We start from the raw sequence: 12,250 nt of genomic DNA, 5'->3' as shown, positions 1-12,250 counted from the left end.
AGGGTGGGTCAATATTCGATGGAAATCGCGGGTCAGGATTCCATGGAACTCAACATACCTCCGCACCAGCACTTGCAACCGCTCTCTAGCAGGCGCATTCAACTGTCCAGATTTCGCCATTTCATTGGCCTTCGCAATTAAGCTGCTCTTGCTCGCAGCCTGATTCGCCAGCTTCGCCGGCAGCAGACTCAGCATCGCGAGTTGCACCCCAATCGTCTCGACGTATTCGTCCTGGTACCACTTCCCCTGACTCTTCTCATAAGCCTGTTGATAACGTTGCAGCATCGGTGGCAGCGTTTGCAGAATTTCGCTCGTGATGCGTTCATTGCCGGGGCCGCCGTTGGCGAGCGCGTAGAACACCATTGCGGCGTTGTCGGCGTTCAGCGAGGTGTCTACGCTGCGGCCGCCTTCGTCGCGCAGCCACAGGGGCTCGTCGGGGTAGGCGATCTGGCGTTGTTCGGCGGCGCGCAATGCGTACACGTATTGCGTCAGAAGGCTCGAGCTTTGCACCGCGGGATAGGGCAAGGTCGTTCTGACAACGCTGCTGCATGCAGCTGTAAACACGAGTGCGCTGATTGCGAGAGCGAGGCGGGGTCGAATGAACGATTGCATTCGGCCAGTGTAAATTTCAGTTACCTGAATAACATCCCATATTCAGGCCAGGCGCCCGGTGGAAACACTTAACTGTTTCCAGTGATCGAGTTGCCCGGCGCGCATTGGCGCCGGGCTTTCTGCGGGCATTGCCGCGTCAGCGCAAAAAAAATCCTCAGCGCTCCGCGAGCCGCGCAGCCTCGCTGCGCTGATGCAACTCCTCGGTCTCCAGCGCCAGGTCAGCCACGAGCCACAGCACGTTGTCCAGGTGTTGCGGGCCTGCGCCGTCGTGCCAGTCGATGCCGCCGCCGTAGCAGATCCATGTGAGCGATCTCAGTTGGGCCAGCTTGTTTTCCAGAAGGTCGCTGGGCTCTTGCGCATTGACGTTGGGGGAGGGGGCCGGCGCGGGGCGCCGGGCTATATTCGGTCCAGCCATTTGGTGTGCTCCTTTTTGAGAGTTGGCACGTCACTTGGTTAGACGGCTGAGGTGTTACCGCACCTTGGCCGTCGCCTTTTGTTCGTTACTTACTTACTTGCTTGCTTGCTTGCTCGTTTGCTTGCATGTCCGTCGATGTGGCGGGTCGGGTGATGCCTTTCATGCCCCCATGGCGGGGTGTTTGGTGACAGGGGCATCCACTCTAGAGAAGAGCGGGGCGGCCTGGCCTGAGGGCGCGCCACTGAGCCTCGATTCGCGCCAACAAATGCAGCTTTTGGCAATTACGTGATCTGCGCGATTTGCGCGCCACGGCGCCATGCGACCAAGGGCGCCGCTCGGCCGAAGCGAGTTACAGCCGATACACCGGAGACGCAGAACCGAGGCGGCGCGCTGGAGCGCCGGGCATCGCGCTCCTACGATTGCCGGCGTGCCATCCAACCCACTCCACTCGCCGAAAGAAAGCAAAGAAGAAATGAACTCACCCGTACAGCGCCGCACCCTGTTGCTCGCCGCCTCCGTGCTGCCGCTCGCCGCCGCCTGCACCGCATGGTCGCAAAAGGGGCCGCAGGCTTCCGCCGAGGCCCAGCTCGCCGAACTCGAACGCTCCTGTGGCGGGCGCCTTGGGGTGGTGGCTTTCAATACGGCCAGCGGCGCGCGCCTGCAGCACCGGGCGCATGAACGCTTTCCGTTCTGCAGCACTTTCAAGCTGATGCTGGCGGCCACGGTGCTGGAGCGCAGCGCCAAAGACCCGAGCCTGCTGGCGCGTCGCATCAGCTACGGCAGGGCCGACATCATTCCCAACTCGCCCGTCACCGAAAAGCACGTGTCCGACGGCATGACGGTGGCCGCGTTGTGCGCCGCCACCATTCAGTACAGCGACAACGCAGCGGCCAACCTGCTGATGAAGATGCTGGGCGGCCCGGCCGACGTGACCGCCTTTGCGCGCACCATCGGCGACCAGGTCTTCAGGCTCGACCGTTGGGAGACCGAGCTCAACACCGCCATTCCAGGCGACCTGCGCGACACCACCACGCCCGCGGCCATGGCCGACAGCGTGCAGCGGCTGGTGCTGGGCGATGCGCTGGCTGGCGCGCAACGCAGCCAGTTGCAGACCTGGCTGCTGGGCAACACGACAAGCGCTGAACGCTTCATGGCCGCCGTGCCGCCGGGCTGGAAGGTGGGCGACAAGACGGGTGCGGGCTCCTACGGCACCAACAACGACGTCGGCGTGATGTGGCCGCCAGCCGGCGCGCCGCTGGTGGTCGCGGTCTACCTGACCTTCCCCGACAAGGATGCGAAGAACCGCAACGACGTGGTGGCTGCCGCGGCGCGCATCGCCGTCAACACGCTCGGGGGCTGAGCTGCTCTGAAAGTGCACGAAAGCCGCCGAAAGCAGTCGGCATTGACTCCATTCCTACTACTGCCGAGCCGCTACTCGATTAGCATCGAAAGATCATTTCATTTCGACGCACAAGCATTCGGCAGCGATAAAAAGGAGCGGTCAGCGTGGACAAGTCATACGGGACAGTGGGTAACGACGCGCCCCGCGCGGGCATGGCGCAATGAGCGCCAGGTACTCGACCGCGCCGCCGCCCTATTCCGTGCATCTCGATGGCGACGGTGTCACGCTGCGCGACACCATGGTGGTGCGGCAGGTCTTCCTGAGGTTGATCGAAGACGCGCTCGGGTCGCCGGAGCGCGTGGTCGCCTGCTTTCGTGCGTGGTCGAAGGAGACGGCGCCGGGAAGCGAACTGCTCAACGACCATGAACTGGCCGACGCCCGCGCCTGGCGCCAGAGCTGCGAACAGGCCACCGCCAAGGCGAAGGCGATGCTGTCGTCTCCTAACACGGTCGAATTCGTGTTCGAGCTGGCCTGCTGAGGCCCCGGCCTCACGCCGGGCCGGTGCCGCTTCCTTCGCCGAATCCGAACAGCCGCATCGGCGTGTCGAAGAGGATCGCGCGGCGGTCTGCCTCCGAAGGCACGCTGCGCGCGAGCACGCCAAGCAGCGTGCCGTAGTCCAGCCGCCGGGTGGCGCGGATGTTCGGCCAGTCTGAACCCCACAGGCAGTTGGCGGGCCCGAAGGCGGACAGCAGCGCGTCGGTGAAGGGCCGGGCATCCGCGAAGGGCAGCGCCTCGCGCGAGAACTTGTCGTAGCCCGACAGCTTGACGGCGCAGCGCCCGCTGTCGGCCATGCGCAGCAGTGCGTCGAAGCCGGGGCTCGCGAGGCCGCGCGAGAGGCCGGGGCGGCCGTGGTGGTCGACCACGATCTGCGCGCCGCAGCCCAGCAGGCGCGGCGCCAGGTCTGCCATCTGGTCGTCCTGCACCTGGACCTGCACGCACATGCCCAGTGCCGCGATGCGTTCCCACAGCGCATCGGCTTGCGCATAGTGCGCAAGGCCCAGCAGCGCCATGTTGAAAGCGATGCCGACCACGCCCTGCGCCTGCAGGTCCTGCAACTGCGAGGCCGATGCGTCGTTGTCGACCACGGCAATGCCCTTGAAGCGATGGCCGCCGCGCCGGATGGCGTCGAGCATGCAGCGGTTGTCGGTGCCGTAGCCCGAGTTCGGGCCGACCAGCAGCGCGTGCGACACGCCGTAGGCCGACATCACCTGCATGAAGTAATCGGCGGTGGCGATCTCGCCGCCCGAAGGCGCGTAGAAAACGCCCGGCGCGTACGCAAATGATTCGGGGTCGAAGATGTGGCAGTGGCAGTCGATCTTCGGGGCGGAAAAAATAGAAGCGTCCATGGGGTGCCGAGTGTGGCATTGCCACGCGGCGGCCGGTACTGCCCCGGCTACAGCACGAACCAGCCGACCGCGATGTAGTGGCTGGTCGTGCCCGCCAGCACGAACAGGTGCCAGGCGCCGTGCGCGTGCCGGAAGCCCTGCCTGTTGCGGTAGAAGATGGTGCCCACGGTGTAGAGCACGCCGCCGATCAGGAGCCAGGCCAGCCCGGCACCGTCGAGCCGCGCGGCCAGCGGCACGGCGGCCAGCACGCCGAGCCACCCCATGCCGATGTACAGCGGCAGCGAGGGCTTGGCCGAAGCGCCGGGCTTCGGCGGCCGCAGCTCGCGCCAGATGCCGAACAGCGCCACGCCCCAGATCGCCGAGAGCAGCAGCCAGCCCCATTTGCCATGCAGCGTGACGAGCGCGAAGGGCGTGTACGTGCCGGCGATCAGCAGGTAGATCGCGCAGTGGTCGGCCCGCTCCCACACGCGCTTGAGGCGTCCGCGCGTGCTGTGGAAGAGCGTGGAGGCCGCGTACAGCGCCACCGCCGAAAGCGAGAACACCAGCGCCCCCGCAATGCGCGCGGGGTCGCCGGTGGGCACGGTCTTGGCGAGCAGCAGCGCGGTGGCCGACAGCGCCAGCAGCAGGCCCAGCAGGTGGCTGTATCCGTTGAGTCGTTCGCCCGGGTACATGGTGCCGTTCAGCCGGTTGCCCGCGCCGCGCCGCGCATCAGCGGCCCGTTTCCTTCAGGTAGGTCTTGCGCGCCGCGACGGCGGTGTTCGCGAAGTCCGAGAACACGCCGTCGATGCCGGCGCGGAAGTACGCCAGGTATTCGGCCGTCGGGTCGCCCTTGTAGATCCCGGCCAGGTACCTGGCTTCGTTGCGGAAGGTGTAGCTGTGCACGAACAGGCCGGCCTTGTGCGCATCGGCGATGAGGCTGGTGGGCTTGATGGTGTTCACGTCGGCCATGCCCTTGTTGGCCGCGACGAAGGGCACGATGGTGTGCGCCATGACCTGCGGCTTCCAGGGGCCGATGCCGTCGGCGTAGGTCTTGATCTCGGCCAGGCCCGCGGGCGTGAGCATTTCGCCGAAGAACTTCGGGTTGCCGGCCAGCGTCCAGCTGTAGGGGCGTCCGTCGACGAAGGTGTATTCGTCGTTGGTCACGTAGATCATCGCGCCGGTCTTGTAGTCGACGTCGTTGCCGTCCACCAGCTGCACCGCGCGCGCCTTCAGGCCGGCCGAGCGCAGGTACTTCAGGCTCTCGGGCTCGAAGCTCTGCACGAAGATCGGCGCGTCCTTCCGGTTCAGGTCGTTGAAGTTCATGACCTTCAGCAGCGCATCTTCCAGCGGATGGCTGCCGGCCGGGCCGCAGCCGTTGGCAATGGCCTGCGCGTTGTTCCAGATCGGGTTCTTGGTTTCCGGATACACGGAGAACGTGCGGCCGGTGGCGGCGCCCTTGGCCTTGGCGATGTCGATCAGCTCCTGGAAGCTGATGATCGGCAGCTTGCCGTTGAGGTCGGTGGGGCGCTCGTCCCTGGCGTCGTACGTGGTGCCGCGGATCCACTGGCGCAGCTCGTCCATGGTGAAGTCGGAGATGGACCAGTCGTCCTTGTGTTCCTGGCCATCGACGACGAGCGACTTCAGCACGGACTTCGGATCGTTCGGGTCGGTCAGGTCGCTCAGGTACTGCGCGGGGCCGTTTTCCGGGATGGCCGGATATTTCACGTTGACGAGCACGCCCGGCACGGTGCGCTTGCGGGCTGCGACGGCGCTGTTGGTCTTGGCCACCTCCGCGATGTTGGTGTTGTCGCTGAGCCAGGGGTTGTGGCGCGCGACCAGCACGCAGTCCTTGGTGAGGTGCAGGTCGGTCTCGAGCGAATCGGCGCCGGCATCGGCCGCGGCTTCGTAGGCGGTCTTGGTTTCTTCGGGGAACAGGCCCGGCAGGCCGCGGTGAGCAATGACGAGCGGCACCGAGCCGTCGAGCGTGCCCAGTGCCGCCGGGGGCGGCGGCGCGGGTGGTGCCGGTGCTGGCGCCGGAGCCGGCGCGGGCGCGGGCGGAAAAGCCGGAATCGAGGGGCCTCCGCCCCCGCCGCCGCACGCGGCAATCATGAGGCCGCCTGCAACGGCCACCAAGGCAGCGCGCATGGGGCGGGGGGCGGGTGCGGGCACATTTTTTGTCATTGGTCCTGGCGTCCGTTGCAAGTGGATTGAAAGCTGGCGGATGCTAGGTTTGGCCCATGACGCTACGGTGACCGGCAACCTCCAGGCGATCAGTCCACTTTCAGGGCCGCGTGCCCACCAGCACGGGCTGGAAGAACGCGTCGTCGATGCGCCGCACGTTTTCCAGGCCCGCCTCGCGCATCAGCTCGCACAGCCGCGTGGTCGACACGGCGTAGTAGCGCGAACGCATCACGCGCGTGCTCACGGCGTGCGTTGCCAGGTCCTCGGTGACGAAGAAGAAGCCCAGGTCGTAGTGCTCGCCCTTGCCGCCGTCCGTGAAGTCCCACACCTGGAACAGCACGTGGCGCAGGCCGTTCTCCACGCGCGCGCCGTAGTGCTTCACGAGGTTGCTGCCGCGCTCTTCCTTCGCGTAGTCGCGCGCGCTCACCACGCAGCCGCCGCCCGGGCGCAGGCATGCGGCCATCTGGCGGAAGGTGGCCCGCAGGTCTTCGTCGGTCTGCAGGTGCGGCATGGAGTTGTCGCAAGACATCACGATGTCGAAGCCGCCGCCGTGGTGCGTGTGCGCCTCGCGCATGTCGCATACCGAGAAGGCCACATCGAGGCCGCGCACCTGTGCTTCGTGCCGTGCGCGTTCGATTTCCTGGGGCGACAGGTCCGATGCCGTCAGCGCGTGGCCCAGCGCTGCGAGCCCGAGTGTCTGCGTGCCGATGCCGCAGGACACGTCGAGCACCCTGCGCCGCGCGTTGCCGCCGGGCCACTCGGCGCCGATCAGCTGCGCGAGCTTGTCGCCCTGCGCGCGGATGCTCTCGTTCCAGTCGGGATAGATCAGGTGATAGAGCGGGGCGAGTTCGTCGTAGAAGTCGTTGGTCATGCCAGTGCCGCCTCGTAGACCGCGAGGTCGCTCGTGGAGAAGCAGCAGAAGACGACCTCCCGCACCGATGCCGCTTCGTTCGCTGCATCGCGCACAGTGGTCACCGCCACCTTCGCCGCCAGTTCGATGGGGTAGCCGTAGATGCCCGTGCTGACGCTCGGAAACGCGATGCTGCGCACGCCTTGCGCGCCGGCCAGCGCCATCGAACGCCGGTAGCACGACGCGAGCAACTCGGGCTCGCCCGACGTGCCGCCGCGCCATACCGGGCCGACCGTGTGGATGATGAAGCGCGCGGGCAGGCGGTAGCCCTTGGTGAGCTTGGCGTCGCCGGTCTTGCAGCCGCCGAGCAGCCGGCATTCGTGCAGCAGGTCCGGCCCGGCCGCGCGGTGAATGGCGCCATCCACCCCGCCGCCGCCGAGCAGCGAAGAGTTGGCGGCATTGACGATGGCGTCGACCTGCAGGGTGGTGATGTCGGCGCGAAGGGTGCGAAGCGCGTCGGTCATGGCGTGTTCCTTTCTGGTGCAAGCCCGACGATAGCGCCGCGCGAACCCCAGCAAACCCCAGTCGGGCAAACCCGCTCCCGGCGGCTGCCGCGACTCCTTACGATCCGCTCGCCGGCCCCGGAGCAGTGGCGTCGATCTTGCATGGGGCCGGATTGTTCTCAACCCGAGGGAGAGTCGATGAAAAGCTTCTTGCCGTGGCGCCGCGCCGCATTCGCGCTGGCGGCGCTGGGATGCGCAATGGCCGTGCAGGCGCAGCAGGTGCTGCAGTTCAAGTGGGGTCATGTCTACGAGCTCACCAGCATCTTCCATCAGCAGGCCGAACTGGCAGCACGCAAGATCGCGGAGCAGTCCGACGGCAAGATCAAGATCGAGGTGGTGGCTGCGTCGAAGATGGGGCAGGAGGCCGACTTTCCGCTGATGCTGGCGAACGACGCGATGCAGATCGCCTACGTTGGCGACGCCACGCTGGCCGAGGGCTATCCGCCGCTGAGCCTGGGCAGCTACCCCTTCGCCTTCAAGGATCTCGACCACATGCGCAAGTACCTGGCGAGCCCGTTGCTGGCAGATTTGATGAAGGGCTACAACGAGAAGAGCGGCAACCGCATGGTGGCCACGGTGTACTACGGCGCGCGGCAGGTCACGTCGGCCCGGCCGCTGGCAAGGCCCGAAGACTTCCGCGACCTCCGGCTGTATGTGCCTGCCGCCGCCTCGTACCAGCTCTTTGCCACCGCGCTCGATGCCAAGCCGGTCACGCTGCCTTTCATGAGCCTCTACGGTGCGCTCAAGAAGGGCGAGGTCGAGGCGCAGGAAAACCCGCTGGGCATCGTCAGGTCGAAGAAGCTCTATGAAGTGCAGAAGTACGTGCAGCTCACCGCGCACGTCTACGACACGCTGGGCATCGTGATCGGCAAGGCGGCATGGGCCAGGCTTGCGCCGCCGCAGCAGGCGATGGTCGAGAAAGTGCTCGTGGAGACCGCGAAGTGGACCAACGTCGGCGTGATCGCCGGTGAGCTGGAAGACGAGCAGTTCCTGCGCGGCAAGGGCATGACGGTGACGCCGGTCAATCGCCAGTCGTTCCTCGAACGCATCGCGAAGCGTGCGACGCCGGAACAGCAGGGCGCGCGGCCGGGCGACTACGCCAAGCTGCAGGCACTGGCAGCTGGCGCGAACTGAGGCGCCTCAGGCCTGCTCGAAGGCCTGCAGCAGCTGGCTCGACAAGTCGGCGACCAGGGCCTCGCGCTGCGGCGACGGTCGCCAGAAGGCGCGGCTCGTCACGCCGGTCGCTTCCCAGTCGGGGTGGTTGCGCGCGGGCTGCGCGGCGCGCACGGCCGCGGCGGCGGCCTTGGTGGGGGCATCGCCGTCGGCCGGTGCTTCGGCTGCGATGCGCTGCGTGGCCGCATGGCCGCGCACTTCGAGCGCCTGCGCGAGCTTGAGCTGCCACGCGACCAGCGCGAACAGCACGCCGTCTTCGACCGTCAGCTCATGCACGTCGCGCAGCTTGTTGGCGATCTTGCGGCCCAGCGGGCCCCAGCCCTGCGACACCGCGCCACCGATGGCGCCACCCAGCGCAGCGCCCGCACCCAGCGATATGCCGGCCACCGCCAGGTCGGCCACCACGCCCACGGCGGCGCCGATGACCGCGCCCTTGCCCAGGCGCAGGCCGGCGTCCTTCATGGCTTCGGGGCTGAAGAAATCGAGCGTCCAGCGGCCTTCGATGATCGGCAGCGGTGCTTCGTCGGCGTCGCCCTGGCGAAAGCCGTAGAGCGCGAGCAGGTCGTCGGTGCAACGCTGGGCCTTGTCGAACACGGTCTTCTGCAGCGCCGCGACCAGCGTCTGCCGGCGCGCGGCATCGGCGAATTCGGTTGCCTGCACCGTGCGGCGCACCGCGGCGGCATCGACCAGCAGCGCGGCGATGCGCGTGCAGGCCGAGCGGCGGCGGCCGGCGGCTTCGGCCTGCAGCGAATCGACCACGCCGCGCAGCAGCTCGCGGCGATCGCGCAGCAGGGTGGCGAGGTCGTTGTACAGGTCCTGTTCGGCACCGACGAACGGCGCCGCCGCGTCGAAGCGCACCTGCACATGCAGGCCGTAGGCCGACAGCAGCTCTTTCCAGGCCGCCTCGCGGCTGGCGGCGTCGCGCACGAAGTTCAGCACCGGCAGCACCGGGCGCGCGCAGGCGTTGAGCAGCTCGATCTCGTCGCGGAACTTGGGCAGCACCGGTTCGCGCACGTCGATGACGAGAAAGGCCGCGTCGATGTCGAGCATGGTGCGCAGCACCTTGGCCTCCTGCTCGAACACGCCGTGTGCCTCCGGGCCTTGCAGGAACTGGCGGATGCGCTCGGGCGGCGTGGCCTGCGGGTCGAAGCGCGCAAGGTGCTCGCGCAGCGCGACGGCGTCTTCCAGGCCCGGCGTGTCGAAGAAGCGCACGGCGGTTTCGTCTTCCACCTCGAGGTCGGCCGACTCGACGTGGCGCGTGGTGCCGGGGCGCTGGGACACCTCGCCGAAGTCGATGCGCCGTGTGAGCGTGCGCAGCAGCGAGGTCTTGCCCGCGTTGGTGTGGCCGACGACCGCGATGCGGACGGGCTGTGGTTGTTGCTGCTGCGTCATGGAGCGGTGGCCTCGTTCGGCCGCAGCGCGATGTCGATGCGCTCGCTGGCGGCGATGCTTTCCAGGCCGCTGTCGCGCAGCCAGTCGAGCCAGCGTTGCGTGGCGGTGGCATCGGCCGGGCCCGCGAGCCACAGGCGGCATTCGCCGCAATGCGCCAGCACTTCGCGCAGGAAGCGTTCGGTGCCGCGGTCGGGGCTCGATGCGGCATTGCAGGCCAGCAGCACGGTGCGCGGGCGGGCATGCGCGAGCCGGTCGAGCAGCGTTCGGCGTGCCGGGGCGCTGCCGTCGATGCGCTCCATGTGCATGGGCGCATCGGGCGGAATAGTCGCGGGAGGCCAGGGCATGTCGGGCGGCAGCTCGAAGCCGATGACGAAGAGGCCGTCGCGCAGGTCCGATGCGGGTAGCCCGGCAGGCGCGCCGGTGCGCGTGCGGCCCGGGTCGGCATCGACGATGGCGGCGGGCGCCAGCGCGGCGAAGCGCGCGAGCAGCTTGCGGAAGTAGGGCTCGTGCCAGTCGGGCTGCAGCGCCTTGCGTCGGCGCTTCCAGACGGCGGCGCTCAACAGCACCAGCGCGAGGCGCGGCAGCAGGCCATAGACCGTGATGCAGCCGGTGAGCCACAGCGCCCAGGTGCGCTGGCCCGCCGCCGCGGGCGTGGAGGCCAGCACCGTGGCCGCATCCGGCACAGGAAAGCCGATCTGCGCCGGCGCCCAGCCCAGCAGCTGCACGGCCCGCACGAAGAAAGCGGGGTCGAGAATCGTCGTTTCCCAGTTCAGCGTGTAGCTGCGGAAGGCGAGTGCGAACAGCATCGACGCCAGCACCACCGCGAACGACAGTGACCAGATGCCGTGGCTCACGAGCCCGAAGGCCCAGGGCAGCAGCCTGGCGCGCGTCAGCAACCCGGTGATCGAGCGCAGCAGCACCGGCGCCTGCCCGCGCTTGCCGCCGGCCACGCGCGCGGTGAGAGACAGCCAGATCCAGCCGAGCGATGCGGTGCCGAAGGTGCCCAGCGGAAACAGGAGCCCCGCCAGCCACAGCAGCAGCGTGAGCGCATGCAGTCCCAGCAGGCTCACGAGCGCGACGATCACGTTGATGTGGCGCTCGCCGCCGCCGACCACGTTGCCCGCAAGGCCGAGGCCGGCCATCACGATCAGTGCCACGAGCGCCGTCAGCACCCAGGGCGCCCACTGCCGGGCGCGCGAAAGTTCATGCTGCAGCCCTATGCGTTCGCCGAGCTGTAGGGCGCGTTCGGTGATCTGTGCGTGGGGGTCTGTCTTGCGCGAGGCGATGGCGGCGCGCATGGCCTGCGCGTCGTCGAGCGGACCGTTCTGCTCGACCCACCGGATCGCCTCGGTGATCACCGCATCTGTGATGTCAGGTTTGCGCAGCGCGGTGTTGGTCAACAGGGTCCCTTCGCAAGTGAGGCCCCGCACGGTGCCGGGGCGCGCGAATTATGCCCGGCGCGTCGCGGGCTCCCAATGAGAAACGGGGCCGCGAGCGGCCCCGTTCTGCAGGTGTCGGAGTAGGGGCGTGCCCGGTCTCAGCGAAGGCCGAAGAACGAAAGCACTGCAACCACGACCACGACCAGACCGACGATGTAAATGATGGAATTCACGCGAGACTCCGTTGTTGATGACGACGATGTCAGCATCGCGCTGCGCAGGGGGCGCGAATGTCGGCGGCAGGCGGCGTGTGATGTAGGACTTGCGAAGTGACAAGCCGCACCGCCTGCGGCCCCGATAGCGCGCTCAGCGCTTCCTGTCGGGCCCCAGCGCCTGCTCGACCAGCCAGCGCATCGCCGCGCGAACCTCTTTCGCGTCGGCGCCGGCATCGATCTCCAGCGCGGCGCGGTCGAAGGCGGCCGACAGCAGCTGCGAAAGCGCATCGACCGAGACTTCGCCACGCCCCATGCCGGCGCGCGCCAGGCCCTGGCGCAGCGAGTGCGCCGCGTTGGCATCGTCGATCGCCATGATTTCCGCCATGCCCAGCACGGCAGGGCCGTCGACCAGCAGCAGCCGCGTGCGGCCCGGCACCGTCATGGCGTCCAGGTAGGCCTCGCTGCCTTGGAGCAGGGCTTCACGCGGGCTCAGCCGCTCGGGCGTGGCGGCTTCGATGTCGGCCGCGACGGCCATCGCCTCGCGCGCCAGCACTTGCCGGAACAGGTCGCGCTTGTCCGCGAAGTGGTGGTACAGCGCGCCCCGGGTAATGCCGGCCGCGAGGGCGATTTCGGGGGTGGAGGTGTCACCGTAGCCCTTGCTGACGAATAGCGCGCGTGCGGCTTCGATCAGGGCGAGCTGGGTGCTTTCGGTGCGTTCGCGGTTGGTGGCCATGCAGGGTAAT

At 67.8% G+C, this 12,250-nt stretch carries 13 protein-coding genes; 3 read left to right on the top strand and 10 right to left on the bottom strand.

The annotated features are described in order from the left end of the window. Together QRN67_RS20780 and QRN67_RS20775 are read right to left on the bottom strand one after the other, a co-directional pair. Positions 1–612 (bottom strand): hypothetical protein (locus QRN67_RS20780; protein ID WP_285413359.1); only part of this gene is annotated, 612 nt, incomplete at its 3' end. Positions 613–766: 154 nt separating this feature from the next. Then, positions 767–1,027: a hypothetical protein gene (locus QRN67_RS20775; protein ID WP_285413357.1), complete on the bottom strand. Its 261-nt coding sequence runs from the start codon at positions 1,025–1,027 to the stop codon at positions 767–769. Between the two features lie 472 nt (positions 1,028–1,499). Here QRN67_RS20775 and bla point away from each other — a divergent pair, with 472 nt between their 5' ends. Further along, on the top strand, positions 1,500–2,387 hold the full coding sequence (bla, locus tag QRN67_RS20770) for a class A beta-lactamase (protein ID WP_285413356.1): 888 nt from the start codon (positions 1,500–1,502) through the stop codon (positions 2,385–2,387). 202 nt (positions 2,388–2,589) lie between these two features. Next, entirely contained in the window at positions 2,590–2,907 is a 318-nt protein-coding gene (locus QRN67_RS20765) for a hypothetical protein (protein ID WP_081266698.1), read from the top strand. A 10-nt stretch (positions 2,908–2,917) separates the two neighbouring features. Here the strand turns inward: QRN67_RS20765 and QRN67_RS20760 are convergent, their stop codons facing one another. The 5 genes from QRN67_RS20760 to QRN67_RS20740 all read right to left on the bottom strand — a co-directional run bounded on the left by QRN67_RS20760 (position 2,918) and on the right by QRN67_RS20740 (position 7,309). Next, positions 2,918–3,775 carry an amidohydrolase family protein gene (locus tag QRN67_RS20760; RefSeq protein ID WP_285413355.1) on the bottom strand — a complete coding sequence of 286 codons (858 nt, stop codon included), beginning with the start codon at positions 3,773–3,775 and terminating at the stop codon, positions 2,918–2,920. A 47-nt stretch (positions 3,776–3,822) separates the two neighbouring features. Then, positions 3,823–4,446 (bottom strand): PAQR family membrane homeostasis protein TrhA, encoded by a 624-nt coding sequence (trhA, locus tag QRN67_RS20755; RefSeq protein WP_285413353.1) that lies wholly within the window; start codon positions 4,444–4,446, stop codon positions 3,823–3,825. A gap of 37 nt (positions 4,447–4,483) precedes the next feature. After that, complete coding sequence (locus tag QRN67_RS20750; protein ID WP_503010933.1) at positions 4,484–5,899, bottom strand: glycerophosphodiester phosphodiesterase family protein; 1,416 nt, start codon at positions 5,897–5,899, stop codon at positions 4,484–4,486. A 136-nt stretch (positions 5,900–6,035) separates the two neighbouring features. Next, the gene (locus QRN67_RS20745) at positions 6,036–6,806 is read right to left on the bottom strand and encodes a class I SAM-dependent methyltransferase (RefSeq protein WP_285413350.1); all 771 of its coding nucleotides are present in this window, start codon (positions 6,804–6,806) and stop codon (positions 6,036–6,038) included. Further along, a complete protein-coding gene (locus QRN67_RS20740; protein WP_285413349.1) occupies positions 6,803–7,309 on the bottom strand; it encodes an O-acetyl-ADP-ribose deacetylase in 507 nt (168 codons plus the stop codon). The genes QRN67_RS20745 and QRN67_RS20740 overlap by 4 nt, the downstream gene beginning before the upstream one ends. 177 nt (positions 7,310–7,486) lie before the next feature. Between QRN67_RS20740 and QRN67_RS20735 the strand changes: the two genes are divergently transcribed. Further along, positions 7,487–8,482 (top strand): sialic acid TRAP transporter substrate-binding protein SiaP, encoded by a 996-nt coding sequence (locus QRN67_RS20735; protein WP_285413348.1) that lies wholly within the window; start codon positions 7,487–7,489, stop codon positions 8,480–8,482. 6 nt (positions 8,483–8,488) lie between these two features. On the opposite strand, the gene QRN67_RS20730 is transcribed toward QRN67_RS20735, so the two are convergent. The 3 genes from QRN67_RS20730 to QRN67_RS20720 form a co-directional block, all read right to left on the bottom strand. Then, positions 8,489–9,913, bottom strand: coding sequence for a GTPase/DUF3482 domain-containing protein (locus QRN67_RS20730; RefSeq protein WP_285413347.1), 1,425 nt, complete (start codon positions 9,911–9,913; stop codon positions 8,489–8,491). Then, the gene (locus QRN67_RS20725; protein ID WP_285413346.1) at positions 9,910–11,313 is read right to left on the bottom strand and encodes a DUF2868 domain-containing protein; all 1,404 of its coding nucleotides are present in this window, start codon (positions 11,311–11,313) and stop codon (positions 9,910–9,912) included. The genes QRN67_RS20730 and QRN67_RS20725 overlap by 4 nt, the downstream gene beginning before the upstream one ends. 345 nt (positions 11,314–11,658) lie before the next feature. Further along, the gene (locus QRN67_RS20720; RefSeq protein WP_285413345.1) at positions 11,659–12,240 is read right to left on the bottom strand and encodes a TetR/AcrR family transcriptional regulator; all 582 of its coding nucleotides are present in this window, start codon (positions 12,238–12,240) and stop codon (positions 11,659–11,661) included. Positions 12,241–12,250: the final 10 nt, after the last annotated feature.

Source organism: Variovorax sp. efr-133-TYG-130, from assembly GCF_030208835.1.
Classification (GTDB): domain Bacteria; phylum Pseudomonadota; class Gammaproteobacteria; order Burkholderiales; family Burkholderiaceae_C; genus Variovorax.
This window is presented reverse-complemented; position numbering and strand designations above follow the sequence as displayed.

Bases quoted from the DNA above. Each gene is read 5' to 3' on its own strand.
- QRN67_RS20775 (WP_285413357.1), bottom strand. From the start codon at position 1,027: ATGGCTGGACCGAATATAGCCCGGCGCCCCGCGCCGGCCCCCTCCCCC.
- bla (WP_285413356.1), top strand. From the start codon at position 1,500: ATGAACTCACCCGTACAGCGCCGCACCCTGTTGCTCGCCGCCTCCGTG.
- QRN67_RS20765 (WP_081266698.1), top strand. From the start codon at position 2,590: ATGAGCGCCAGGTACTCGACCGCGCCGCCGCCCTATTCCGTGCATCTC.
- QRN67_RS20760 (WP_285413355.1), bottom strand. From the start codon at position 3,775: ATGGACGCTTCTATTTTTTCCGCCCCGAAGATCGACTGCCACTGCCAC.
- trhA (WP_285413353.1), bottom strand. From the start codon at position 4,446: ATGTACCCGGGCGAACGACTCAACGGATACAGCCACCTGCTGGGCCTG.
- QRN67_RS20750 (WP_503010933.1), bottom strand. From the start codon at position 5,899: ATGCGCGCTGCCTTGGTGGCCGTTGCAGGCGGCCTCATGATTGCCGCG.
- QRN67_RS20745 (WP_285413350.1), bottom strand. From the start codon at position 6,806: ATGACCAACGACTTCTACGACGAACTCGCCCCGCTCTATCACCTGATC.
- QRN67_RS20740 (WP_285413349.1), bottom strand. From the start codon at position 7,309: ATGACCGACGCGCTTCGCACCCTTCGCGCCGACATCACCACCCTGCAG.
- QRN67_RS20735 (WP_285413348.1), top strand. From the start codon at position 7,487: ATGAAAAGCTTCTTGCCGTGGCGCCGCGCCGCATTCGCGCTGGCGGCG.
- QRN67_RS20730 (WP_285413347.1), bottom strand. From the start codon at position 9,913: ATGACGCAGCAGCAACAACCACAGCCCGTCCGCATCGCGGTCGTCGGC.
- QRN67_RS20720 (WP_285413345.1), bottom strand. From the start codon at position 12,240: ATGGCCACCAACCGCGAACGCACCGAAAGCACCCAGCTCGCCCTGATC.